General features: G+C 72.0%; 21 protein-coding genes and 1 pseudogene. 15 read left to right on the plus strand and 7 right to left on the minus strand.

Annotated features, from left to right (window positions below; genetic code table 11):
• The first annotated feature begins 47 nt into the window (after positions 1–47).
• Positions 48–3,248, plus strand: coding sequence for a P-loop NTPase family protein (locus BM290_RS10790; RefSeq protein ID WP_093612717.1), 3,201 nt, complete (start codon positions 48–50; stop codon positions 3,246–3,248).
• On the opposite strand, the gene BM290_RS10795 is transcribed toward BM290_RS10790, so the two are convergent.
• A complete protein-coding gene (locus BM290_RS10795) occupies positions 3,249–3,608 on the minus strand; it encodes a hypothetical protein (protein WP_143133693.1) in 360 nt (119 codons plus the stop codon).
• Between the two features lie 101 nt (positions 3,609–3,709).
• Here BM290_RS10795 and BM290_RS49090 point away from each other — a divergent pair, with 101 nt between their 5' ends.
• Positions 3,710–5,311, plus strand: coding sequence for a methyl-accepting chemotaxis protein (locus tag BM290_RS49090; RefSeq protein ID WP_203779320.1), 1,602 nt, complete (start codon positions 3,710–3,712; stop codon positions 5,309–5,311).
• On the opposite strand, the gene BM290_RS10805 is transcribed toward BM290_RS49090, so the two are convergent.
• Entirely contained in the window at positions 5,305–6,144 is an 840-nt protein-coding gene (locus BM290_RS10805) for a patatin-like phospholipase family protein (protein ID WP_093612721.1), read from the minus strand. The genes BM290_RS49090 and BM290_RS10805 overlap by 7 nt on opposite strands.
• 103 nt (positions 6,145–6,247) lie before the next feature.
• On the opposite strand from BM290_RS10805, the gene BM290_RS10810 reads away from it, so the two are divergent.
• Together BM290_RS10810 and BM290_RS10815 are read left to right on the plus strand one after the other, a co-directional pair.
• Positions 6,248–8,116 carry a hybrid sensor histidine kinase/response regulator gene (locus tag BM290_RS10810; protein WP_093612723.1) on the plus strand — a complete coding sequence of 623 codons (1,869 nt, stop codon included), beginning with the start codon at positions 6,248–6,250 and terminating at the stop codon, positions 8,114–8,116.
• On the plus strand, positions 8,117–8,863 hold the full coding sequence (locus BM290_RS10815; protein WP_093612725.1) for a hypothetical protein: 747 nt from the start codon (positions 8,117–8,119) through the stop codon (positions 8,861–8,863).
• Positions 8,864–8,927: 64 nt separating this feature from the next.
• Here BM290_RS10815 and BM290_RS10820 read toward each other — a convergent pair whose 3' ends face one another.
• On the minus strand, positions 8,928–9,566 hold the full coding sequence (locus BM290_RS10820; protein ID WP_093612727.1) for a hypothetical protein: 639 nt from the start codon (positions 9,564–9,566) through the stop codon (positions 8,928–8,930).
• A gap of 41 nt (positions 9,567–9,607) precedes the next feature.
• Here BM290_RS10820 and cpt point away from each other — a divergent pair, with 41 nt between their 5' ends.
• Positions 9,608–10,141 (plus strand): chloramphenicol phosphotransferase CPT, encoded by a 534-nt coding sequence (cpt, locus tag BM290_RS10825; RefSeq protein WP_093612729.1) that lies wholly within the window; start codon positions 9,608–9,610, stop codon positions 10,139–10,141.
• Positions 10,142–10,184: 43 nt separating this feature from the next.
• Positions 10,185–11,312, plus strand: a complete 1,128-nt coding sequence (locus BM290_RS10830) for a DNA alkylation repair protein (RefSeq protein ID WP_093612731.1) — start codon at positions 10,185–10,187, stop codon at positions 11,310–11,312.
• Here BM290_RS10830 and BM290_RS48205 read toward each other — a convergent pair.
• Positions 11,284–11,733 (minus strand): hypothetical protein, encoded by a 450-nt coding sequence (locus BM290_RS48205; protein ID WP_177319654.1) that lies wholly within the window; start codon positions 11,731–11,733, stop codon positions 11,284–11,286. The genes BM290_RS10830 and BM290_RS48205 overlap by 29 nt on opposite strands.
• 182 nt (positions 11,734–11,915) lie before the next feature.
• Between BM290_RS48205 and BM290_RS10840 the strand changes: the two genes are divergently transcribed.
• The 5 genes from BM290_RS10840 to BM290_RS10860 all read left to right on the plus strand — a co-directional run bounded on the left by BM290_RS10840 (position 11,916) and on the right by BM290_RS10860 (position 16,748).
• A complete protein-coding gene (locus BM290_RS10840) occupies positions 11,916–12,251 on the plus strand; it encodes a DUF6223 family protein (RefSeq protein WP_093612735.1) in 336 nt (111 codons plus the stop codon).
• 66 nt (positions 12,252–12,317) lie between these two features.
• Positions 12,318–13,307, plus strand: coding sequence for an RNA polymerase subunit sigma-70 (locus BM290_RS10845; RefSeq protein ID WP_093612737.1), 990 nt, complete (start codon positions 12,318–12,320; stop codon positions 13,305–13,307).
• A gap of 80 nt (positions 13,308–13,387) precedes the next feature.
• Positions 13,388–13,816, plus strand: coding sequence for a DUF6069 family protein (locus tag BM290_RS10850; protein WP_093613638.1), 429 nt, complete (start codon positions 13,388–13,390; stop codon positions 13,814–13,816).
• A gap of 221 nt (positions 13,817–14,037) precedes the next feature.
• Entirely contained in the window at positions 14,038–15,729 is a 1,692-nt protein-coding gene (locus tag BM290_RS10855; protein ID WP_143133694.1) for a sensor histidine kinase, read from the plus strand.
• A gap of 170 nt (positions 15,730–15,899) precedes the next feature.
• Complete coding sequence (locus BM290_RS10860) at positions 15,900–16,748, plus strand: sensor histidine kinase (protein ID WP_177319655.1); 849 nt, start codon at positions 15,900–15,902, stop codon at positions 16,746–16,748.
• A 22-nt stretch (positions 16,749–16,770) separates the two neighbouring features.
• Here the strand turns inward: BM290_RS10860 and BM290_RS10865 are convergent, their stop codons facing one another.
• Positions 16,771–17,232, minus strand: coding sequence for a MarR family winged helix-turn-helix transcriptional regulator (locus BM290_RS10865; RefSeq protein WP_093612742.1), 462 nt, complete (start codon positions 17,230–17,232; stop codon positions 16,771–16,773).
• A gap of 535 nt (positions 17,233–17,767) precedes the next feature.
• Here BM290_RS10865 and BM290_RS10870 point away from each other — a divergent pair.
• From BM290_RS10870 to BM290_RS10885, 4 genes are all read left to right on the plus strand, one after another.
• Entirely contained in the window at positions 17,768–18,274 is a 507-nt protein-coding gene (locus BM290_RS10870; protein WP_275413257.1) for a GAF domain-containing protein, read from the plus strand.
• Between the two features lie 76 nt (positions 18,275–18,350).
• Complete coding sequence (locus BM290_RS10875) at positions 18,351–18,839, plus strand: response regulator (RefSeq protein WP_093612746.1); 489 nt, start codon at positions 18,351–18,353, stop codon at positions 18,837–18,839.
• A 216-nt stretch (positions 18,840–19,055) separates the two neighbouring features.
• The gene (locus BM290_RS10880) at positions 19,056–20,621 is read left to right on the plus strand and encodes a PAS domain S-box protein (protein ID WP_093612748.1); all 1,566 of its coding nucleotides are present in this window, start codon (positions 19,056–19,058) and stop codon (positions 20,619–20,621) included.
• Between the two features lie 276 nt (positions 20,622–20,897).
• Positions 20,898–23,177: a hypothetical protein gene (locus tag BM290_RS10885; protein ID WP_093612750.1), complete on the plus strand. Its 2,280-nt coding sequence runs from the start codon at positions 20,898–20,900 to the stop codon at positions 23,175–23,177.
• A gap of 7 nt (positions 23,178–23,184) precedes the next feature.
• Here the strand turns inward: BM290_RS10885 and BM290_RS47220 are convergent, their stop codons facing one another.
• Together BM290_RS47220 and BM290_RS51040 are read right to left on the minus strand one after the other, a co-directional pair.
• Complete coding sequence (locus BM290_RS47220) at positions 23,185–23,688, minus strand: hypothetical protein (protein ID WP_143133695.1); 504 nt, start codon at positions 23,686–23,688, stop codon at positions 23,185–23,187.
• Positions 23,689–23,988: 300 nt separating this feature from the next.
• Positions 23,989–24,165 (minus strand): annotated as a pseudogene (locus tag BM290_RS51040) (serine/threonine protein kinase); the annotation flags it as partial.
• Between the last annotated feature and the right edge of the window lie 6 nt (positions 24,166–24,171).

Consider the following 24,171-nt stretch of genomic DNA (forward strand, 5'->3'; position numbering starts at 1 on the left):
CGGCATCGACGTTGCCCGCCGCGACTGCGGCTGCTTGGATCGGTGGCATGCCGTGGTGGAAGCCGAACCGGACCGTCGTCCGGAGCAGCGGGGACGCCACGGCCAGCGCCGGGGGCGTGGCGGTCAGCGGCGCGGTCGGGTCGATCCAGATCGGCGGACCCCCACCCGCCCGCTCGGCTTATCGGGAACAGGTCCGGCGGTTCGCTCCCAGCCGGCTCGTCGGCCGGGACGAGGAGATGGCCACGCTCGTCCGGTTCTGTACGGCTCCCGAGGGCTCCGGGCCGTACGCGTGGTGGCGCGCCCCGGCGTGGACCGGGAAGTCGGCGCTGATGGCCACGTTCGTGCTCACGCCGCCGGCCGGGGTACGGGTGGTGTCGTTCTTCGTCACGTCACGGTGGGCCGGGCAGAGCGACCGGGTCGCCTTCACCGACGCGGTCGGCGAGCAGTTGGCGCAGCTCACCGGCCAGCCGGCACCGGGGCTCGTGACCGAGGCCACCCGGGACGGGGTGTTCCTCGATCTGCTGCGGGAGGCCTCGGCGTTCTGCCGCGAGCGTGGTGAGCGGCTGATCCTGGTCGTCGACGGGCTCGACGAGGACCGTGGGGTCACCACCGGCGCCGACGGGCACAGCATCGCCGCGCTGCTGCCCGCCGAACCGCCCGACGGTCTGCGGATCATCGTGGCCGGGCGGCCGGACCCGCCGATCCCGTCCGACGTCCCGGACCGGCATCCACTGCGCGATCCCGGGATCGTGCGCACGCTGGCGCCGTCCGCGTACGCCGAGGTGGTGCGCGAAGCCGCCGAACGTGAACTGGACCGGCTGGCTGACGGTACGCCCGCCGAACAGGAGCTGCTCGGGCTGCTGACCGCCGCCCGCGGTGGACTCTCCGGCCAGGACCTCGCCGAGCTGACCACGCTGTCGCCACGGCGGATCGCGAAACAGCTGGGCGCGGCGTCGGCGCGGACGTTCAGCCGCCGGGCACAGCAGTGGCGGCCCGACGCCGACGTCTACCTGCTGGGGCACGAGGAGCTGCAGAAACGGGCGGAGGCGCTGCTCGGGCCCGGTGGTCTGGCTCGTCATCGGGAGCGGCTGCACGTCTGGGCCGGGACGTACCGGGACCGCGGCTGGCCCGAGGGCACCCCGGAGTACCTGCTGCGGGGATACTTCGACCTGCTCACCGAGACCGGGGATCCGGCTCGGATGGTCTCGGCGGCGCTGGACGCCGTACGCCACGACCGGATGCTCGACCTCACCGGCGGTGACAGTTTCGCGGTGGCCGAGGTGACGGCCACCCAGGACGAGTTGATGCGGCAGCCGGGCGCGGACCTGCTCACCATGATCCGGCTGGCCCGGCGGCGCGACACCCTGCGGTTGCGCAACGCCAATATTCCTTCCGACCTTCCGAGCCTGTGGGCACGGCTCGGCCATCCGGCCCGCGCCGAGGCCCTCGCGAGGGCGATCGACGACCCGAACGACGGGTCCAGGGGTGCACGGGCCGTCCACTCGCTGATCCAGACCCTGCGAGATCTGGGCGAAGGGGATCGCGCCGAGAGTCTGACCCCCCTGCTGAAGCCGCCCTACACGGGCATCGAGCCGCCGGAACCGGAGGCGGAACTGCCCGACGACGCCGACCCGGAACGTCTGCTGGCGGAGGCCTACGATCCCGAGACCCGGTTCGCATTGCTCATGCGACTCGCCGATGCGCTGCCGGATCAGGCTGGGGCGCTGCTCGACCAGGCGCAGCAGGAACTCGACGGCTTCACCGACGCCGACAAGCACTGGAGTTCCTCGATCAGTCTTGCGTTCACCCTGGTCGATCGAGGTGAGCTGGACCGCGCCGAATCCATCGTTCGGGCCATTCGCCAGCCGGATCGTCGGGACAACGCTCTGGCCATCCTGGTCGGAGACATCAACAGCGACGCCGACGAAGCCTGGGCCGAATCAATCGTCCAGTCCCTGGCCGGCAGCCCGTATTGGCAATCGTGGGCGTTACGCAGGTTCGCCTCCTCGATCGCACGAAGTGGAGACATCGAGCGGGCCCTGGCCATTGCGGAGCGCATCGTGGTGCCGGGTGACGTGAACATTCGCCACCATTGCCTTCGTGAGTACGGTGATGCGCTGTCCGAGATAGGCCTGCACATCGTCGATGACGACCCCGGCCTGGCCCACCGGCTTGCCCTCCGGGCCGAACAGGCGGCTCGGTCGACCATCGAGCCCTATGCACGAGATCAAGCGCTCCTCGACATCGCCAGAGCATCGGCACGGACCGGCACACCGCGGGTGGCGGCGGAGATCGCCGCTTTCATCGTCGATCCGCAACGCCGGAGAACGCTGGCCGAGATCCTCATGTGGGACGCGATCGACCAGGATGATCACGAACGTGCCCGGAAACTCGCCGAGGCAATCAATGATCGCGACGGCCGCCTGGCGTCCCTCGCCGTGCTGGCCCGGATTACCGGGGACGTCGATCACGCCAAGGAGTTGACGACCGCCATCTCCGACCCCGAACAGAGAATCCTTTCCATGGCAGCCCTCGAAGGGCCGACGGGAGAGCAGGAAACATCGCTGGCCCGGACAATCGGCGACGCTCGGCAGCGCGCCCGGATCCTGATGGACATAGCCCTCCGCTCCGACGATCCCGGCGCCCCCGATCGAGTGGAGGCCGAGATACGGGCGATGGAGGATTCCTACGAACGCGAGAGTGCCCTTGCCTTCCTTCTCCTCCCGCGCGCGGAAGCCGCGAGGGCGGAACGAATCGCCCGATCGATCGAGGATCCGGGATTACGGGGGCAAGCCCTGGTGAACCTTGCCGGCCTGCACGTCGAGGACCCCGGCCGGGTGAGGGAGATACTCGTCGAGATTCCGGATCCGTTCTGGCGTGACAAGTGCAGGGTCGGCCTGGTCGGCATCGAAGCGCGGCTTGGGAAGCTCGACGAGGCCGAGGCGGTCATCGAGACGATCACCGCCGACTACGATCGTGACAACGCCCGGCATGTGGTGGCTCTGGCGGCGGCGGAGAGCGGCGACCACGCCCGAGCGACCGCGCTGGCCGAGATGATCGATGATCCGCAGACCCGGGCCGAGACCCTCACCGGGATGTCGGCGCACGCCACCGGAGCCGAGGCACACGAGCTGCTGATACGCGCGGCCCGCCTCGGCCGCTGGACGACGACCCTGGAGCACCTCCCCGCGGCCGTGATCGGCCCCTTGGCGGACGAGGTGCTGAGCGAGTTGCGCGCCGCCTCCTGATCAGGCGCTGCTGTCCTCGCCGGAGACGGCGTACCCACCGTCCTCGGCGTTCGCGTCGCCGGTGTCCTCGACCACGGCCCCCGAACCACCGCGGGAACCGCTGATCGCGATGCTGCCCGGCCCGGTCGCGGTGGCCGCGCCGGTACGGCTGACTCCGCCCGCGGAGGTGGACTGCCGGTGGGTGAGCCGGCCCAGCGTGAGCCCCGCCAGCCCCAGCCCGGCCGAGACGAACGCGCCGACCAGCGATGTCCACTTCTCCGCACGGTCCAGCCCCTGCCCGGCCAGCAGCACCACGAGACCGGTGAGCCCCGCGACGACGAGGAATCCCGACACCATCCATCTGAGCGCACGACCCGTCATGGAGGCATGATGACAGCGCAGTCGTCCGGACGGGCCGGCCGTGGAACCGGCATTCCGCGAAATGGACTCACCGGCTCGGCTGCCCGGCCGATCATGTCGGTGTGACGATCCTGACCCGGATGCGCCTCGGAGCACGACTGGCGGTGGCTTTCGCCGTCGTCGTCGGGCTCATGCTGATGATGATGGCCGCCGCGCTGGACGCGTCGGCGAGGCAGCAGGCCGCAGCCGGCCGGATGAAGCAGGCTCAGCAGTTCGTCGTGACCGTGAAGGATGCGAAGTTCTCCGCGGCCGACTTCAACGGCTGGCAGACGGCGTACGCCTTCGACGCGCTGCGTGGCGTGGCGGACGCCGCCGCCGACACCGGGTCGTCGCGGGCCGCGTTCCTGGCGTCGGTCGGCACGTTCCGGGACCGGATCGGGGCGGCCGCCGGTCAGGCGCCGACCGCCGCGGCCCGGGAGACGCTGGCACAGATCGGCGGGGTGCTCGACGACTTCATGACGGTCGACGCCGAGATCGCCCGGCTCTACGCGGCCGGCACCGACCGGGCCGCCAACGAGCTGGTGCTGGGCAAGGAGATCGAGCTGTTCGAGCAGATCGGGAACCTGCTCGACCGGGCGGCCACGACCGCCGACGACGAGTTCGCCGCCGCCGAGCGTGCGGCCGCGGCCGCCCACACCACCGGCACCCGCCTGACCTGGGCGGTCGGCCTCGGGGCGGTGGTTCTGGCGGTGGCGCTCGCCGCCGTGGTCACCGGTTCGGTGACCGGGCCGGTGGGGCGGATCCGCCGGCGGCTGGACCTGCTGGCCGACGGCGACCTGGCGACCCCCGTCGAGGTCACCGGCCGGGACGAGGTCGCCCAGATGGCGGGAGCGCTGCGTCGCAGCCTCACCTCGCTGGGCGAGGTCATGCGCACCATCGACGAATCGTCGTCGGCGCTGGCCAGCGCGGCCGAGGAGATGTCGGCGGCGTCCACCGAGATCGCCACGTCGGCCGAGGAGTCGGCGGCGCAGGCGCAGACGGTCGCCGAAGCCGCCGGTCAGGTGTCACAGAACGTGCAGGCGGTGTCGGCCGGCAGCGAGCAGATGGGCGCGTCGATCCGGGAGATCGCCCATTCCACCAGCGAGGCCGCCGCGGTCGCGGTGACCGCGGTGCAGGCCGCCGAGGCCGCCAACAGCACTGTCGCGTCGCTCGGCGAGTCGTCCCGGGAGATCACCGAGGTGGTCAAGGTGATCACGTCGATCGCCGAGCAGACCAACCTGCTGGCGTTGAACGCGACCATCGAGTCGGCGCGGGCCGGGGAGGCGGGCAAGGGCTTCGCCGTGGTGGCCGGGGAGGTCAAGGAGCTGGCCCAGGAGACGGCGCGGGCGACCGAGGACATCATCCGGCGGGTCGACGCCATCCAGAACGGCACCACCAGCGCGGTCGCGGCGATCGGCGAGATCGCGGCGGTGATCCGGCGGGTCAGCGATTACCAGACCACCATCGCGTCGGCGGTCGAGGAGCAGACCGCGACGACCGCCGAGATGAACCGCAGTGTCGCCGACACCGCGCAGGCCGCCGACACGATCGCGGTGAACGTGTCGACCGTCGCCGAGGCCGCCAAGCTCACCACGCAGGGTGTCACCGAGGCGCAGCAGGCCACCGCGGAGCTGGCCGGCATGTCGGCCGGCCTGCGGACGCTGGTGTCGCACTTCCGTTACTGACCCCACAGGTCGCGCAGCCGGCCGGCCTCGGCGGCGGCCTGCGCGTATCCGGCCTCGGCGGCGGGGCGGCGGCGGGCCGGGTCGAGCACGTTGGCGCCGATCGCCCGGACCGCCGCCGCGTCCGGGGAGACCACAGCGCCGGGCACCCCGAGCGCTTTCAGCTGCACGTCGGGGCGGCCGGACGGGCGCGCCGAGCGGGTCGTCGGCGCGAGCACCACCACACGATCGGCGCCCGCGGCGAGGTCCACGTTCGCCACCGAGCGCACTCCCCCGTCGACGTAGCGGACCCCGTCGATCGTGGTGGGCGGCCACACCAGCGGCACCGCGCAGCTCGCGGCGACGGCGTCGACCAGGGAGACCCCGCTGTCGGCGTCGAAAACCCGTACCTCCCCGGTCTGTGCCTCGACCGCGGTGATCCGCAACCGGACCGCCGGCCAGCCGCCGTCGCCGACGCGCCGGGCGATCACCGCCCGCCGGTCCGCCTCCGAGACAGCGGTGCGGGTGCGCAGCGCCCGCCGGCCCAGCCAGGCCCGGCCGCGCACCGGATCGCCCGGCCAGAGGCCGGCCACCAGGAAACCCAGCAGGACACCGGGGCCGATGCGGGCGGACAGCTCACCGGTGGCGTCGGCGAGCTGAGCGTCGAAAAGATCCTTCAGCGGTACGCCCGACAGCACCTGAGCGGCCACCGAGGAGCCGGCCGACGTCCCGACGAACAGCCCGGCGCCGGTCAGGTCGACGCCGTGTCCGGCCAGCCCGTGCAGCATCCCGATCTCCCAGGCCACGCCGGTGACGCCGCCCCCGCCGAGGACCAGAGCCTTCCTGTCAACTCCCATGCCCGCGATCCAAGCACGTGGATGCCGCTCGCGGCCAGCGCGGCAAATGGTCTGACCAGCAAAGACCAACGGCTGTCGAGGATTGCTGGGAGGATCTGCCAGTATGCGATGGCGGCCGAACCGGCGGTCCGGGAACCGGCTGGTGATCAACGTGGCGATCGTCGGCGTGCTGATCACCATGGTCGTGCTGGGTGTCTCCGTCTCGGCCCGGCAGGAGCGGATGGCCGATCAGGCCCGCCGGGCGCAGCATCTGGCCCAGGCCGCCGACCAGGTCAAATACCGGTCCGCCGACCTCAACGGCTGGCAGAACGCGTATGCGCTGGACATCGCCCGGAGCATGGACGGGGCCGCCGACGACTCGAGCGGCAGCCGGGCGCAGTTCATCGCCGCGGCGGCCCGGTTCAACAGCGACCTGACCACGTTGGAGAACCTGCCCGCCTCGCCGGACATCCGCCACATCGTGCAGGGTGTGCGGTCGGCGTTCGACGAGTTCATGGCCGTCGACCGGGCGGCCGTGCAGCTGTACCGGACGGGGCGCGCCGCCGACCGTGCCACCGCATCCGCGCTGGTGATGGGCCGCTCCAACGAGATGTACGGCCGGATCGCCCAGGGCTGCGACGAGTCGGTGGCGCTGGCCACCTCGGCGATGGACACGGACTTCGCCGGCCTGGAGGCGGTCGGCCGGTCGACGCGGCGCTACATCGTGATGCTGAGCGTGGTGGCGGTCGCGCTGGCCGTCATCGGGGCGGTGATCGCCGAGGCCAGGCGGCGGGCCGACGCCGAACGGGCCCGGCAGGCGCAGCGGATGGCCTGCCTGGGGCAACTGGCCGGCGGCATCGCCCACGACTTCAACAACATCCTCGGCATCATCCTCAACTACACCGAGTTCGTCGCCGAGCACGCCGAGGACGAGACCCGCGACGACCTGGGCCACGTCCGCACCGCGGCCGAACGGGCGGTCGGGCTCACCGGGCAACTGCTCGGCTTCATCCGGCACGATGCGGCACGCCCCGACGAGGTCCTCGACGGCAACGCGGTCCTCGCCGAGTCGTACGCACTGCTCTCCCGGACCCTCGGCGAGCACATCGCGCTGACCCTCGTGCCGTCACCGGAACCGGTCCTCATCCGCGCCGACGCCGGGCAGCTGCAGCAGGTCGTGATCAACCTGGCGGTCAACGCCCGGGACGCCATGCCGGACGGCGGCCGCCTGGTCCTCGCGGCCACCGCCGCCGACTTCGAGGACGGCCCGCCCGGGGTCCGTCCGGCCTTGCAGGCAGGCCGCTACCTGGAGATCCTCGTCAGCGACACCGGCGCGGGCATGTCACCGGAGATCGTGACGCGCATCTTCGACCCGTTCTTCACCACCAAACCCCGGGGACACGGCACCGGGCTGGGGCTGGCGACGGTACGGGAGATCATCACCGCGGCCGGCGGCGGCATCGCGGTCAGCTCCCGACCCGGCGCCGGCACCACCTTCCGGATCTACCTCCGGACCACCGGCGACTTCTCTGACGTGTCCCGGCGCAGCGCACGGCAGGCGCCCCGCGGCCGCGGGCAGAGCGTTCTGGTCGTCGAGGACGAGCCGGTCCTCGGCGCCGGCATCGCCCGGATCCTGGCCGGCGGCGGCTACCGGGCCCGGTCGGCGACCAGCGGCGACGCGGCCGTCACGGCGCACGCGCAGGACCGTTGTGATCTGGTGGTCACCGACGTGGTGATGCCCCGGATGTCCGGCCCTCGCCTGGCCGAGGTGTTGCGCCGGGCCGACCCGACGCTGCCGATGCTGTACTGCACCGGCTATCCCGGCGAGCCACCGCCGCCCCGGCCGGGTGAGGGGCACCTGGAGAAGCCGTTCTCCGCCGGGCAACTGCTGACCGCCGTCGACGCGCTGCTGCGACAGGTCGCCCCCGGCGGTGATCATCCGGGGGCTCCCGCGGGGCCACCGGGATCGGGGTACGCCGGTATCGTTCGGTGAATGTCGAGCAGATTCCGTGCCGGAGACCGCGACGCCGTGGCCGCGAGGCAGGCCAGGATCGATGCGGTGCTGGCCCGTCGCAGCGGCTTCACCCCACCGGCGACGACCGAGGCCGCGTTCCGGTTCGCCGCCGACTACGCCCGGGTCAACCTGCTGACCTATCTGTATGCGGCGTTCGACGCCCCGGCCGCCGACACGGCCGTCCACGAGCGCCGGGCCGGCGAGACCAACCGTGACCGGGTCCGGCGAGGTCTGGCGCTGTCCACCGCGGGCCGTCCGCCCGGCTCGCTCGGCGACCTGTTCGACGCGCCCACCGGCGACACCCGGCCGGCCGACTACTTCGGCGCCGACGTGGCCGCCGAGACGTGGGAGGGCATGTGGTCCGACCAGTGGCTGCTCGACGGCCTGGAGCACGCCCACACGCTCGCCGAGGCGGTGCTCGCCGGCGACATCGCCACCCTGGAGATCATCGCGGGGGTGCCGCTGGCCGACGCGATCACCGACGCGGGGCTGTTCTTCGGAGACGTCGACAACCAGGTGCTGTCGCTGGCCTCGGACGCGTTCCGGGAGCGGCTGGAGGATCACGAGCCGGCGTTCGATCCGGAGCGGGCCGTCGACATGACCGCGCCGCTGTCCGCCCTGCCCGGCCTGCTGCAGGAGGCCCGCCACGAGTGGACGGCCACCGAGCAGCTGGCCCTGGTGATCGCCGGCCTGGCCCCGATCGAGCGGACGGCGCCGCAGTTCTGAGCCAGCCGCAGTTCTGAGCCGGCCGCAGTCCCGATTCGGCCGCCGCCCTGATCCGGCGTCGGCGTCAGTTCTGATTCACCGGCCAGGCCGCCGCCGCGTCACAGCGCCGCGGGCAGGCGAGCAGGTAGACCATGTTGCCCAGGAACAGCCCGTACGCGTCGGAGTCGAAACAGTCGATCTGCTCCGGCGCCTCGGGCCGTTTCGGGAACCCGAAGTCCTCCGGCACCTGCGCCAGGAACTCCAGGGCGGCCCCGCAGGCGCACGTGTGCTCCTCCGGGCCCTGGATCCAGTCGGGCTCGCCACCGACCCGGAACTCCCACTCGTCGTCCGGCCCGGCCTCACGCAGCACCAGCCGCAACGGCTGCAGGGTCGGGTCCGGCTCGGCGGCCACCACGTCGCCGCGGTGCCGCAGGATCCGCCAGAACGCGGTGTCGTTGCCGCCCAGCGGCGTCTCCCAGTAGCGCTCCGGCAGCCGTGCCGGGCCGAACGCGGCGTCGTTGTGCACCGGGCACTGGAAGACCAGCAGGTGCTCGCCGCCGAAGACCGCGACGTCGGCGGGCACGTCGATCTGGAAGAACAGCGCCATCCGCCGCCCGCACGTGCACTCCGGCCACGACTGACCGGCGTCCAGGACAGGCCAGCCGCCGACGGTGTCACGGTCGCCCGCGACGGCCGGCTCGGAGGTCATCTCGATCACCCGCATCCGTCGACGATATCGGTCACACCACCACCGGGAGCAGGCGTATGGGCACCGAGGTCATCGTGATCAACGGAGGGTCGAGCTCGGGGAAGACCGGCATCGTCCGCTGTCTCCAGTCGATCCTGCCGCATCCGTGGATCAGTCTCGGGGTGGACGACCTGATCGAGCGGCTGCCGCCCGCTCTCGTCGGCACCACGGCCGGGATCTCGTTCGGACCGGCCGGTGAGGTCGTCGTCGGCGAGCAGTGGGGGCCTCTGGAGACCGCCTGGACCACGGGGGTCGCCGCGATGGCCAGGGCGGGCGCGCGGGTCGTCATCGACGACGTGTTCCTCGGCGGTCGGGCCTCCCAGGAACGGCTCCGCGGCCACCTGGCCGGCCTGGAGGTGCTGTGGGTGGGGGTGCGGTGCTCGCCGGAGGCCGCCGCGGCCCGCGAGATCGCCCGCGGCGACCGGACGCCCGGCATGGCCGCCCGGCAGGCGGAGGTGGCACATCAGGGCGTGGTGTACGACGTGGAGGTCGACACCACCCACGCCGAGTCGCTGGACTGCGCCCGGATCATCGCCCGGCACGTGCGCTGACCGCCGCCGGCTGAGCCGGGGCCGGGCCGCTACAGTCCCGGGCATGCCCACCGCCGACGAGCTCATCGGCCCGCGCACTGTCGCGAGCCTGCTCAGCGCCGTCCGGACCGCCGTCCCCGGCGCCGACCTGGCCGCCCTGCGTGCCGCGGAGTCCCGGATCGGCCCGCTGAGCCTGCGGGAACGCGCCGACCTGCTGCGCGACGCCCTGCTCACCGACCTGCCCGGGGACTACGCCGACCTGGACCGGGCGGTGCGCAGGGCCTGCGACCTCGCCCCCGAGTTCACCGGCTGGCTGATCTGGCCGGTCACCGGCGCCGTCGCCACCCGTGCGGTCGAGGACGGCGGGACCGAGGCGTTCGACGCGGCGATGGCGCTGCTCGCCGAACTCACCGGGCGGCTCACTGCGGAGTTCGCGATCCGGGCGCTGCTGCGGCACGACCTGGACCGGGCGCTCGGCATCGTCGCCGGGTGGACCCGGTCGGCGGACACCGACGTGCGCCGGCTCGCCTCCGAGGGCACCCGGCCCTATCTGCCCTGGTCGACACGGGTGCCGGAGATTCTGGCGCGGCCCGGGGCGACGGTGCCGATCCTGGACGCCCTCTACCGCGACGACAGCGAGTACGTCCGCCGGTCGGTCGCCAACCACCTCAACGATCTGAGCCGCGACCACCCCGGGCTGGTCGTCGGCACCGCCCGCCGCTGGCTGGCCGACCCGGGCCCGGACACCGGCCGGGTCGTCCGCCACGGACTGCGCACGCTGATCAAACGCGGACATCCGGAGGCGCTGGAGCTGCTCGGGTTCGGCGCCGCCACCGTCGAGGTCGACGGGCCGCATCTGGACCGTACGAGTGTCCCGTTCGGTGGCAGCGTCCGGTTCACCGCCGCGATCCGCAACACCGGCGCCGAACAGGCGAGGCTCACGATCGACTACGTCGTGCACCATCGCAAGGCCAACGGCGGTCAGACCGGCAGGACCTTCAAGCTCACCACCGGCACGCTCGCGCCGGGAGAACGGATCGAGGTGGTACGGGAGCACTCGTTCCGTCCCATCACGACACGCCGTTACCACCCCGGCGGCCACGCGATCGCGCTGCAGGTCAACGGGGTGGAGTCACGGCGGGCCGACTTCGAGCTGGGCGCCCCTACGGACGGTACGGCGGCGGATCGGTAGGCGGCGGAGGCGGCGGGTTGTCGCCGGGCGGCGGCGGATATCCGCCGTAGGGCTGCGGAGGGTACTCGCCGTAGGGCGGCGGCGGGGTCGGCGGCTGCCCCGGCGGCGGGTAGTAGCCACCCGGCGGCTGCTGGCCCGGCGGCGGGTAATAACCACCCGGCGGCTCCTGGCCCGGCGGGTAGTAGCCGCCCTGCGGCGGCTGGCCCGGCGGCGGGTAGTAGCCCTGCTGCGGCGGGTAGGGCGGCGGCCCGTAGCCCTTCGGCGCGGTGCGCGCGCGAACCGACCGGATCGCCATCACGATCGCGCCCCCGATGGCGCCGACGACGATGAGGCAGCAGAGGATCCTGCCCACCGCGAAGCCGATGCTGTACGACACGCTGTTGTCGGAACTCGCCGCTGAGACGACGGACTGCACTATCACGCCCCGGACCCTACACGGCTCGATTGTCGTTGATCTGCCCCGTTTTCTGTGCCGGCTACCACGCGCGTGGTAGCCGGCGTCCACATCCGTGGCAGCGGAGGTGTCGGCGTCCGCACGATGCCCCCGGCCGGCCGGACGGCCACGATGGGTGACATTCCATCCGGATCCACGAGGGGGCCATCATGGTCGAGCTGCTGCATCTTGCCGAGTCCGCCGACGTCGGCGCCACCCTGACCGTCGACCGGGCGGTGGCCACACTGGCCGCCGTGGTCGCCCTGGCCGGCGTGGTCACCGGCTGGCGGGCCCATTCCCGGGCCGCCGCGGGCCGATCACGGAACTCACTGATCGCGCTGGCCGCCGGGGCGGCCGGCCTGATCGCCGGGGTGTGGGTGCTCGCCACCGCCGACGGCGGGCCGGGCACCGGCAACGGGGTGGTCGGCGGTTACGCGGGCGTGCTGTTCGGCCTGGTCGCCGTGGCGCTCGGCGGGACGGCGCGGGCCCGGTCACGCGCCCGGTGATGAGTTCTCGCGCCAGTCCCCGTCATACGTACGACAGGGTTCGCCGACGAGGAAGGATGACGGGTGATGGGTGCGGACATGCGGCTGGAGGAGCGGGACGTGAGCGGTCCGGGCGAGGTCGACGAGCCGGAGTTCGCCGGGCTGGCCGAACGGCACCGGCGGGAGCTGCACGTGCACTGCTACCGGATGCTCGGCTCGTTCGAGGACGCCGAGGACACCGTGCAGGAGACGTTCCTGCGGGCGTGGCGGCGGCGCGAGACGTTCGAGGGGCGGTCGACGTTCCGGGCGTGGCTCTACCGGATCGCCACCAACGCCTGCCTGGATCTGCTCGCCAGGTGCCGCCCGGAGCCGGCGTCCGGTGGCGAGGTGCGGTGGCTGCAGCCGTACCCCGACCGGCTCCTCGACGAGCTGCCCGCGGCCGGCGCCGACGAGCCGGAGTCGCTGGCCGTGGCGCGGGAGACGATCGAGCTGGCCTACCTGGTCGCGGTGCAGCATCTCGCGCCGCGGCCACGGGCCGTGCTGATCCTGCGTGACGTGCTCGGCTGGCCCGCCAAGGACGTGGCGGAGCTGCTCGGCGACTCGGTCAACTCGGTGAACTCGGCGCTGCAGCGGGCCCGCGCCGGGATGCGGGAACATCTGCCCGCCGAGCGGCAGGACTGGGCCGGCGGCGAGGAGGACACGGGGACACGGGAGCTGGTCCGCCGGTTCACCGAGGCGAGCGTGGCCACCGACATCCCGGCGCTGACCGCGCTGCTGCGCGACGACGTCCGCTCGTCGATGCCGCCCACCCCCGGGCTGCACCTGGGCCGGGACTCGGTGCTGGGCAACTGGATCGACGACGGGTTCGCCGAGATGACGGGCCTGCGCGGGGTGGCGACGGCGGTGAACCGGCAGCCCGCGATCGCCTTCTACCACTGGCGGGCGGACCAGGGGGCGTACCTGCCGCTGACGCTCGACGTGCTGCGGATCAGCGGCGGGGCGATCACCGAGGTCACCATCTTCCACGCCGACCGGTTCGCGGGGCTCGGGCTGCCGGACCGTCTGCCCGCCGAGTAGCCGTGCCGACGCTCACGCTGCGCCGCGGCGCGCGTGTCATCCTCGCCCACCCGTCCCGGACCCACCCTGGAGAACACCTCATGCGCAGGACCGATCCCCTCGCCACCGGCACGGTAGCCGCCGTCGTCGCGGTGGCGGCCACCACCCTGGCCGCGGCGCTCGCCGGGGCCGCCGGCGTCGACTTCGCGGTCCCCGACGGCGGCGAGACGATCCCACTGGCGGGGTTCGCGGTGGTGACGGCGTTCTTCTCGGCCGCCAGCGTGGTCCTCGCGGTGGCGCTGCGACGGTGGAGCGCCCGGCCCGCCCGACGCTTCGTGGTGACGGCGGTGGCGCTGACCGCGATCTCGCTGATCCCCCCGGTCGTCTCCGGGGCGGGCACACCGACCGTCGTCGCGCTGGCCGGGCTGCACTTCGTACCCGCGGCGGTGATGATCTTCGCCCTGCGACGGAGTCTCCGTGTGACCGCTGGCGACGGCACGGCACAGCAGGCCCCGACCCATAACGTATAGGCCACCGACAGGGCGTACTGCCAGGGACTTTCGACCCTGTTCGAAGGGTGCCCCGCGGAGCCAGTCTCTCTGCACCCCCCGGATTCGTCGGCGGCTCCACCAGTCGCCAAGAGGCCGGAGGTTGTCGGATGAATCGATTCGGACACCCGTCGCTGGCAGCACATACCCGGCGGTGGGCCCCCAGATGGCCGAGCGGTTGGCTTCTCGTCCTGGTCGGCGTCATGGTGTTCCTGACCACGGCCGCGGCTTCGAGCTTCGGTATCTACCGGATCGTCCACGGCAGCGCCGAGACGCTGTTCGAGCACAAGGCCGAGGTGATCGAACGCTCCGTGACCGCGGAGATCGAACGCTACCGCGTGGCACTGGCCGACGTGGCGGCGGCCGTGGCGGTGCTGGAGCGGCTCGATGCGGCCGGCTTCGCGGACCTGACCGAGCCGCTCACCCGTGACCGGCTCCCGGGAGCCGCCACGGTGAGCTTCGTCGTGGCCGCCGAGACCGCCGATGTGCCGGCGGTCCAGGCCCGATGGCGTGAACTCGGCGACCCCGCTCTCGGCGTGCTTCCCATCGGTGCGGGTGAACACTACTTCTCGGTGCTCACCCGCCCGCTGGACGGCCTGCCGCCTCGGCTCGGTATCGACGCCGCCGCGGTCCCGGCGGCACGGGACGTCCTGGTCCGGGCACGGAACACCGGGGAGATGGCGATGAGCCGGGCTTATCGGCTCCTGCGTGACGCGGCTCTGCCGGCCGCCGAGCAGCAACTGTCGTTCCTCCTCGCGGCGCCGGTGGGCGAGCCCGGTACGGGATGGGTGGTGATGGCTTTGCGGGGCACCGACTTCCTGAGGGAGGCCATCGGGCTGGCCGCCGGAGACGACGCCGATGTGAAGCTTTCCGAACTCGGCACGTCGGTCGTCACCGTCGCCGACTGGCGGCCTGACCAGGTGGATCCCTCGGTGGACGGCAGAGAGGTGACGATCGCCGTTCCGCAACGGAGCTGGCGCCTGGACATCCGCCCCACGGTCTCGTTGCTTCCGCCCACCGGGGTCGGTTTGCACGCCACCGCCGCCATCCTGGGCGCGGTCATGGCATCCCTGCTCGCAGTCCCGGTCACCGTATCGTGGTTCTCCCGCAACCGGGCTGCCCGGGAGGTGGTCAGGGCTACGGCCGCTCTCGAAGCGGACATCCGCCGGCGCGAGGAGATCGAGCAGCAGTTGCGGATGAGGGAGCTGGAACTGGTCGGCTTCGCCGGCGTCGTCGCCCACGATCTGCGCGCCCCGCTGGCCACGGTTGCCGGCTACGTGGACGTGCTGCGTGACGAGGCCGCCGGCCTTCTCACCGAGGACCATCGCGGATTCCTCGACCGGCTGCATGCCGGCACCCGCCGGATGCACACCCTGCTCGAGGATCTGCTGGCGTACGCCACCGCGGACAGTGCGACACTGCACGCCATCGAGGTGGACCTGCACTCCCTGGTCTCGGAGATCGCCGAGGAGTGGCGCGCGTCCCGGTCCGGGCATCCTCCCCGGATCGACGTGGCGGCCCTGCCGACCGTCCACGGGGATCCGACGCTGTTGCGCCAGATCTTCGAGAATCTCATCGGCAACGCCGTGAAGTACACCGAGCCCGGAACACCGGCCGCGGTCGAGATAAGCGCGGTGCACGAAGGCCGGTCGATGTGCCGCGTCGAGGTCGCCGACCATGGTATAGGGATCGCGCCGGAGCAGCGGGCGCATGTCTTCGATCCCTTCACGCGGGTGGGCGGCAGCGAGCGCTACCCGGGCACCGGGCTGGGACTGGCCATCGTTCGCCGGGCTGTGGAGCGGCACGGCGGGTTCATCGACGTCGACGGCAACCACGGAGGGGGGAGCCGGTTCCGGATCACGTTGCCGACGGCCTGCCCCGAGGCAGCCGAATGAACCGAAGTCCTGCCCGGACGGGACCTTCGGCCCTGGCCCACGAGGGACACGACCCCGCATGCTCAGCGAAATCCCCCCATCGTCGTACATCCCGTTCACCGCGGGATCGTCGTACCCGGGGGTTCTTCTTGGCTCTCTCACCAGATGCCTATGTCGGCCTGAGTGCCACCTTGACGCTGGTCATCCTGTTGTCCGCCCTCACCGCCGCGCTCGCTGCCGACCGGGATCACTCACAGCGCGAGGCTGCCGTGGTCACCGCGGCCCGCTGGGCGCACCAGCGTCGCGGGCAACTCGTCGACAGCCTCTCTCTGGAGGCCGCAACCGGCCTTCCGGCGGTCGTCGGATGTCTGGCCCTTCAGCTACGGGCGCTGCTGGCCGAAGTGGCCGCGGAGGCCGAGGCTCTACGGACCCGGGCGGGCACACGGTTCTCCGCGGAGCAACACGCCCTGCTGGAGACCGTGCAGACCAACGTGCGTCGAATCCGGGAACTGAACGACAAACTGGTGGCCTACGCGGTAGCCGACAGCGTGGCGCTGCGTCCCGGCCACGTGGATCTGACCGCTCTGGCAGCCGAGGTGGCGGCCGGCCGCAACGGCTCCAGCACAGGTCCGGCGCCGCGGATCGCGATCGCCGACCTTCCGGCGGTGCACGGCGACGCGACACTGCTGCGACAGGTGTTCGACAACCTCATCGGGTACGCCATCGACCGTGCAGTTCCGGGCCGGCCCGCACGGGTGTCGATACGAGCGGTCCCGGCGGATGGGCCGACGTGCCGTATCGAGGTTGTGGACAACGGAGTCGGTGTGCCGCCTGGGGGAAGCGCAGAGCTCGGCCGAACTCGTGGCGGGCTGCGGGAACTCACCGGTTTCGACCTGGGTCTCGCGCTGGTCCACCGGGTGGTCCGGCGGCACGGCGGCACGGTCGGGCTGGAAGCGGATCCCGGTCACGGCTCCCTGGTCTGGTTCACGCTTCCGACCCCATGCGCCGGGAGTGTCGGCTGCGACGCCGACACCGGTTGAACCGGGAACGGTGCACCAGCATTCAGACCTGCAGCTCGGATCGATGTACGCCGCGGGTGACGATGCGGGTCAGCAGCCCCTGCAGCAAACGGCGGTCGTCGCTGTCGAAAAGGTCGTAGAGCCCGGCCACGGACCGCTCCAGGTCCGATCGCGCGCTTTCGACGAGGCTCACGCCGGCGCCCGTGATGTTCACCAGGGTCGTCCGCCGGTTGTCCTTGGGCTGCCGGCGTCGAACCAGCTTGCGTTTGGTGAGTTGTTCCGTGGCGATGGTGGCGGATGAGGCGGCGAGGCCGCTGCGCCGGGCGTACTCGCCGATTGCGGCCGGCTCTTCGTCTCGCGTGCGGTACAACTCGGTCAACAACCACCACGCGTTGCGGGTGAGACCGTAACGTTCGAGCACTTCACCGAACGGGACATCGAGTATGCGGCCCGCCTGCACAATGATCCGGCCCAGCACCGCGGCGGTGACCTCGATATCCGGCATCCGAACAGTATCGCTCTAGTGGGCGGCCGTTTCTTCCGAGCTGAAGCATTCCGGCAGGAAGATCGGTGCGGGCCCGGCCTTTGCCGCGGAAAGGTTCGGCTCGAAAACGAGCGCGTCAGCCGGGGCCCTGGCTGCTTCCCGGTGACAGCGCCGTGGCGCTGCAACGCTCGCCTCCTCCACCCCAGCCCGTCGGCTGATCCAATTCAGCCAAGGAATGTTTCAGGACTGAACCTTTCCGTCCGAATTGTGCCGGCGAGGCGCTCCGAGTCGCCGTCCACCCGAAGGAAGGTGACCGGAGCCCGGCGCCACCCCCGCGGTGCTCATCCATTTCCCGAAGGCGGCAACAGGCTCAGCGACGAGATGAGGAGACCGAGCAGAGATGAAACCCGGTGAACGTTTCCACCCACTCGCCACACCGGCGCGGCCGGAGCACAGCTCCACCAGCGCCTTCTGTCAAGATCGCCCATCGGTGCCGCCTCGGGTCGTCGCCTCGGAGGCGCGACGGCCGGCCCTCATCGGTGCGGTTACCGCGCGCATGGTCGACGCCGGCGCGGCTCTCACGGTGGACCTCCGGATCGCGGCACGAATATTGACACGAATCTTCGAGGTGAAGGCGGCCGCCGTGAGCCTCGTCCGATGCGACGCTGTCCGGATACTCGGCAGCCATGGCCTGCCGTGCCCGCGTGAGACGGCTCGATCGACACCCCGCCTGCGGTCGCCGTGCGCCCAGGTCGTCATCGCCGGACGGCCACTGGTGATCGAAGATCTTCCCGCCTGGCACGCCGGCTCCGACGGTCCGGCGGCTCGGGCGGACGGCATGACCGCCTATGTGGGAGTGCCACTGCGGGTGCAGGGCGACACCGTGGGCACGGTGTGCCTGCTCGACGACAGACGAATCGGCCAGGCCATCGCGCTTCTGCCATGCCTCGACCGCCTCGGACGCGAGATCGCCCTCATGATCGCGACGGGCAAGACGTTCGACGACGACTTCTACGTCGCAGCCGCCGAAGCCTCGCGAACGAGGACCCGATACCGGGATTGATCGCCGGCCGGCCGCCTGCGATGTCGGGGCCGCCGAACGACCCCTCGACCAGATCACCGTCGCGAGAGGAGACCCCATGACGCCTGCCGAGCGATCGGTGCCGGATGTCGAGCGGCTCGCCGGAGCCGATGGCACGTCGCGCCGGGAAGAGCCGCGCACGATCCTGGTTGCCACGCGCGACGACTGGACGCTCGCATTCCTCAATTGCATGTTGGGAGTCATCGGATATCACACGAGGAGTGCCGCCGACCGCGACAGTGCCACCGAATCCGCAGCAGCCACGCCCCCGGATCTGATCGTCCTCGACCAGGATCTCGTCCGATCGAACTGTCTGGAATTCTGCCGCCGGATACAGGGATCCCGCGCGTCCCGCCCCGTCCCGATCATCATCCTGACCGATCGCACGGCAGAGATGGACGCCGAACTCGCACGAGTCGCCGGCGTGGCCGCCTGGATTGCGAAGCCGAACTACATGCCGGAGCTGGCGGACCACCTCCGTACCCTGCTGCCGAGGCAGGTCGAGAAGAAGTCAAGGGCTCCGTGGCGACTCTGGGGCACGACCTGAGACCACGTCAGAGGATGCATCGCCCAGGCGACGGGCCCTCCACTGCGACACCGAACACGTCGGCGCGGAATTGAGGACCGTCTGCGGTCCTCAAGCCCGGCGGCCCGGCCCGAAGGCGGAGATGTCCGACCGGCCGATGCTTCAGCTCTGAACCTTTCCGGCCGATGGAGGCCGGCAACGCAACCTCAGCAATGTAGCCCGCGGTCGAAACCGGGCATGGCGATCGTGGGCCGAACTACACCCCGTCAAGGTCGAGGAGCAGAAGATGCGGATCTCGAAGTCCTCCCTGTCCGGCGCCGCACTGAGCGTGCCGCGGCCCGGGTCGCCGTCCACCGGTTCTGCATGGCGACTGTCGACGTGACCACCGCGACGGTCCGGTCCGCGGACACCGGCTTCTGCGCGTTGTCGGGCAGGCCGGACGACGAGGTCATCGGGGAGCCACTGGGCGTGTTGTGGGGGGTGCCCTCGCAGGCCGTCCAGTCGGTGGTCGGCGCGGGGCAGGACGTCGCCGGGCCGATCGAGGTGGTGGCATGGCCGGATTCGGAGCGGCAGCGAGTGCTCGCCGTGACGGCGGCCGCGGTGGACGATGGTGTCGTGCTGCTGGCGGCCGAGGACCGTACCACGGAATCGGCCGATCAGGCCTCGCCTCGACAGGCCGTCGAGGACCGAGCCAAGGTCACGGCACTCGGCCGGTCCCAAGCGGTGATCGAATTCGACCTCTCGGGCACCATCCTGGAGGTCAACCAGAACTTCCTGGCGACCATGGGCTACACGCGCGAGGAGGTGGTCGGACAGCACCACCGGATCTTCGTACCGGACCAGGAAGCGCGCGGCCCCGGATACCGCGATTTCTGGAACAGGCTGAGCGACGGCCAGTACCAGGGCGGGGTCTACCTCAGGGTGGCCAAGGACGGCCGGCCGGTGTGGCTGCGAGCCACCTACAATCCGATCCTCGGGCCCGACGGCCGACCGGTCAAGATCGTGAAGTTCGCCGCCGACATCACCGCCGACCGACAGCGGACCGCCGAGTTCGAGGGCAAGATCGCCGCCGTCAGCCGCTCGAGAGCCATGATCGAGTTCGATATGGACGGCACGATTCTGGACGCCAACCAGAACTTCCTCGACACCATGGGTTACACCCTCGACGAGATCGTCGGCCGGCACCACCGCATGTTCATGCCGCCGGGCTCCGCCGACCGGCAGGACTACAGTGACTTCTGGAAACGGCTGGGTCGTGGCGATTTCGTGCCGGGCGAGTTCAAGCGTATGGCGAAGGGCGACCGGGAGGTATGGCTCCTCGCGTCGTACAACCCCGTTCTGGGGCCCGACGGGCGGCCGTCCAAGGTCTTCAAGTTCGCCGCTGACATCACGGAAGAACAGCATCGCACCGCGGAGTTCCGCAGCAAGGTGGCCGCCATCAGCCGGTCACAGGCCGTCATCGAGTTCAGCCTCGACGGCGGCATGTTCACCCACAGCAGGACGACGATTCCGCTGATCGACCTGCCCGCGCTGCTCAACCGCCGGCGCCCGGCCGACCCCGAGGCCGGGCGTGTTCTTCTCGTGACGGTCGGCGTGGGCGCCACCGTAGGGCTCGTCGTGCCGGAGCTGCATGCCATCGAACAGTCCGTGGAGGAGGAGTCCGGCGTCACCGGACCGGCCGGACGGCCGCGCCTGGTGAGCGTCGGTACACCACGGGACAATCGGCTGCTGCCCAACCTCGACCTTCGAGGGCTCGCCGCTGAATACCTCAACCGGCATCCGGTGGCCTCACCCGAGCGGTGACGGCCGGGCTGCCCGGCCGACGAAGCCGTGCCGACGGTGATCGGACGTGAATCCCGTACTGATCGACTCCTCGCCGTCGTGATCCCCGGCGGGCGGAGAGCCTCCCGCACGACCGCGTCACCCCTCAGGTCGAATCGGACGGCGCCGCCACGGCCTGGCGGACGTCGCTGCGGCGGCTACCGCGCCCTGTTCGTCCTCCTGGCCGTGCTCGGCCTGCTCGGCGTGGCCGCGGTGACCCGGATCCCCGAGGTGACCCGCACTTCCTAAGGTGTACGCATGGACGGGTCCGGTGGGGTGTCGCTGCGGCCGGACGAGCCCTTCGTCCCGCAACTGCTCGCCGCGTCACGGGCCCGCCGCGGCCTGGACTGTGCCGGCGCCGACGTCGACGCGGCCGACGTGCGCGCCGCGTGCCTGGCCGCCGGCGAGGCCGACCCGTTCGGGTTCCGGCTGGCCGGGGCCAGGATCACCGGCCGGCTCGACCTGCGCACGTGTGCCGTGCCGATCCCGCTCCGCTTCACCTCCTGCACGTTCACCGAGCCGGTCACCGTGCAGGGCGCGGAGCTGCACGAGCTGGTGATCACCGGCGACCCGGCCGCGGCCCGGCCGGCCACCCTGCCGGGGCTGCTCGCCTCCGGCGTGCGGATCATGCGTGATCTGGTCCTGACCGGCATGACGATCGACGGTGACATCGCCACCCCGACCGCCGGTGGCCGGCCGGCGAGCATCTGGCTCAGCGACGCCGACATCGGCGGCAGCGTCGCCCTGACCGGCACCCGGATCCTGCCGCCCACCGGCCGCGCCCTGCACGCCGAACGGGTCCGGATCGCCGGGAACCTCCGGATGACCAGGGGCTTCCGGGCCACCGGGGAGCTGCGCCTGCTGGCCATGCGGCTCGGCGGCTCGCTCGACGTGATGGACGCACGGTTCAGCCCGGCCGACGGCCGCGCCATCGACCTGGCCGAGGCGAGCATCGGTGGCAGCGTCTTCCTGCTGGACTCGGCACGCACCGGCGGCCGCTGCCGCGTGCACGGCCGGATCGAGCTGAGCCACACGACGATCCAGGGCGCTCTCGTGATCCGCAACGCCGACCTGACCGCCCCGCCGCCGGGCAGCAGCGTGCGTTCGTACTCGGTGGCCGCGCACACCGGGCGGGCCGTCCTGGTGGCCCCGCGGCTCACCGTCCACGGGACGGTGCGGATCGAGGGCGACACGGTGGTACGCGGTGCGCTGCTGCCCGGCGCGCAGCTCGACGGCGGGATCCACCTGGCCGGGGCGCTGTGGAACCCGCGGGACACGGCGGTCGACCTCAGCCAGGCCCGGCTCGGTGGCGGCCTCGACGGCCGGGACGCCTCGGTGGAGGGGACGGTGCTGCTCGACAGCGCCCGCATCGACGGCCCGCTCCGTCTGGACCGGACGTCGTTCGCCGAGCCGCACGACCGGCGCTGCCTGTCCGCCGTCAACCTGACCGTCACCGGCGACGTGCAGCTGCGCGGCGTGTCCGCGCTCGGTGGGTCGCTGGCGTTCCGCGGCGCCGCGATCACCGGGGTCGTCGACGCCGAGGACGCCTTCGTCACCAACCCGGGCGGGCCGACGGTGAGCCTGCACATGGCCCAGGTGACCGGCAACGTGCGGCTGTGCGGGCGGTTCCGTTCGGTCGGGCGGGTCGTGCTGAACCGGGCCGTCATCGGCGGCCGGCTGCGCGCCGACGGCGCGACCCTCACCTGGTCACCGGGCGCGGAGCCGCCGGGTGGCCGGGCCACCGCCGTCGACGCCGTCTCCGCCGTCATCCGCGGCGGGGTGAACCTGGGCTGGCACGTCACCTCGGGCGGCGTCGACTTCACCGGCGCGTCCACCGCCTACCTCGCCGACCGGCCCGACCAGGACTGGCCCGCCGACTCCTACCTCGGCGGGTTCGCCTACGAACGGTTCGAGGCGGTCGCCTGGCACGGTGAGGCGGTGTGGGACGCCGACGCCCGGATCGCCTGGCTCGACCGGATGACCCGGTACGACCCCCGCGCCTGGGAGCACCTCGCGGCGGTCCTGCGTACGGCCGGTGACGTCGACGGCGCGGACACCGTGCTGGTGGCCCAGCGCAGACGGGCCCGGCGGCTGCGCACCGGCCGGCGGCGGCTCGTCGACCTGCTGCAGGACGTCACGGTGCGGTACGGTTTCCGGCCGCAACGGGCGCTCTACCTGCTGGTGGCGCTGATCGCCGCGGTCACCGCCGGGCTGAGCGTGCCCGGCGTGCAGGCGCAGATGCGGGCCACCGACCAGAACGCGCTGGTCTTCACCACGGCCGGCGCGCGGCCCCTGCCGGACGAGCACGAGCCGCCCGGTGACTGCGGCAACGGCAAGGTCCGCTGCCTGAGCCCGTTCTTCTACGCCGTCGACACGGTGGTCCCGCTGATCGACCTGCACCAGCGGTCCACCTGGTATCCGGGGTCGGAACGCGACGGCGTACTCCTCGAATGGCTGTTGAATCTCTGCACCATCCTCGGGTGGATCGCGTCGACCGTCTTCGCGGTGTCCTTCACCCGCCTGGGCCGCGCCGCCTGACCGGCGGTCAGCCGCAGTGCCGTTTCTCGCTCACGTAACTGACGTCGCCGATCCAGGCATTCCACTGGACGCAGGCGCCGTCCTTCCCGCTGATCATCACGGCGTAGTCGCCGCCGCCGTCGTCGGCCACCAGACCCAGCTCACCCTTGGGGTGGACGGCCACGGAGGCCTCCTCGCCGACGCCCTTCTCCTTCATGGTGACCGCGCAGTGTGAGCCGTCGGAGTCCGAGTACAGCAGGTAGGCGACGCCCCGTACGGTCCCGCCGGACGTCTTGAGCTTCTTCGAGTCGACCACCCGGTACGCACCGCGGCCAGCGCCGCAGATCTCGGCCGGGGTGTAGACGCGGGCGGCCGGGGTGCCGGGGACGGGATCCGTTGTGGCGGGGACGCTCGGGTCCGAGGAGGCCGAGGGGGCCGGGGCAGCCGGGCCGGCGTCGCTCTCGTTCAGCAGGCGGCCGGCCCACGCGCCGGCCGCGGTGAGCAGGGCCACGACAGCTACGACGACGCTCACGGTCCGTCGGCGGCCACCCTCGGACGGCCTCGTCACGGCAGTCGCGGAAGGCGGCAGAGGCCGGGTCGGAGCGGAACCGGGAGCGGAAGCCGGCGCGGAAGCCGGAGCCGGCGCGGGCGCGGAAGAGGGAGCCGGCGCGGAAGAGGGAGCCGGCGCGGGCGCGGAAGCCGGCGCGGGCGCGGAAGCGGAAGCCGGCGCGGGGATGACGGCGCGGGCCGCGGCGGCGAGGTCGGACGCGCTCGCGTACCGCTGGGCCGGGTCTTTCGCCATCGCCCGCGACACCAGGGCGGCGGCCTCGGCGGGAACGTCCGGCGGCAGCGCCGGCGGCTGTCCGTGGGCCAGCTGGGCGAGCACCGCGAGCGGGCTGTCGCCGAGGTGGGGCGGCCGCCCGGCCAGGCAGGTGTAGGCGACCGCGCCCAGCGCGTACACATCGGTCGCGGCTGACACCGGCCGTCCCTCGGCCTGCTCGGGCGCCATGTAGTG

The sequence above is a fragment of the Actinoplanes philippinensis genome (assembly GCF_900113015.1).
In the GTDB taxonomy this organism is placed as follows: Bacteria; Actinomycetota; Actinomycetes; order Mycobacteriales; family Micromonosporaceae; genus Actinoplanes; species Actinoplanes philippinensis.

Coding starts and splice junctions, on each gene's coding strand:
- BM290_RS10795 (WP_143133693.1), bottom strand. CDS start 3,608: ATGACGGGTCGTGCGCTCAGATGGATGGTGTCGGGATTCCTCGTCGTC.
- BM290_RS10830 (WP_093612731.1), top strand. CDS start 10,185: ATGCCCACCGCCGACGAGCTCATCGGCCCGCGCACTGTCGCGAGCCTG.
- BM290_RS10865 (WP_093612742.1), bottom strand. CDS start 17,232: ATGCCGGATATCGAGGTCACCGCCGCGGTGCTGGGCCGGATCATTGTG.
- BM290_RS10880 (WP_093612748.1), top strand. CDS start 19,056: ATGGCGATCGTGGGCCGAACTACACCCCGTCAAGGTCGAGGAGCAGAA.
- BM290_RS10870 (WP_275413257.1), top strand. CDS start 17,768: ATGGTCGACGCCGGCGCGGCTCTCACGGTGGACCTCCGGATCGCGGCA.
- BM290_RS10885 (WP_093612750.1), top strand. CDS start 20,898: ATGGACGGGTCCGGTGGGGTGTCGCTGCGGCCGGACGAGCCCTTCGTC.
- BM290_RS10790 (WP_093612717.1), top strand. CDS start 48: ATGCCGTGGTGGAAGCCGAACCGGACCGTCGTCCGGAGCAGCGGGGAC.
- BM290_RS10840 (WP_093612735.1), top strand. CDS start 11,916: ATGGTCGAGCTGCTGCATCTTGCCGAGTCCGCCGACGTCGGCGCCACC.
- BM290_RS10805 (WP_093612721.1), bottom strand. CDS start 6,144: ATGGGAGTTGACAGGAAGGCTCTGGTCCTCGGCGGGGGCGGCGTCACC.
- BM290_RS10875 (WP_093612746.1), top strand. CDS start 18,351: ATGACGCCTGCCGAGCGATCGGTGCCGGATGTCGAGCGGCTCGCCGGA.
- BM290_RS10855 (WP_143133694.1), top strand. CDS start 14,038: ATGGTGTTCCTGACCACGGCCGCGGCTTCGAGCTTCGGTATCTACCGG.
- BM290_RS10845 (WP_093612737.1), top strand. CDS start 12,318: ATGGGTGCGGACATGCGGCTGGAGGAGCGGGACGTGAGCGGTCCGGGC.
- BM290_RS10820 (WP_093612727.1), bottom strand. CDS start 9,566: ATGCGGGTGATCGAGATGACCTCCGAGCCGGCCGTCGCGGGCGACCGT.
- BM290_RS10810 (WP_093612723.1), top strand. CDS start 6,248: ATGCGATGGCGGCCGAACCGGCGGTCCGGGAACCGGCTGGTGATCAAC.
- BM290_RS10850 (WP_093613638.1), top strand. CDS start 13,388: ATGCGCAGGACCGATCCCCTCGCCACCGGCACGGTAGCCGCCGTCGTC.
- cpt (WP_093612729.1), top strand. CDS start 9,608: ATGGGCACCGAGGTCATCGTGATCAACGGAGGGTCGAGCTCGGGGAAG.
- BM290_RS10815 (WP_093612725.1), top strand. CDS start 8,117: ATGTCGAGCAGATTCCGTGCCGGAGACCGCGACGCCGTGGCCGCGAGG.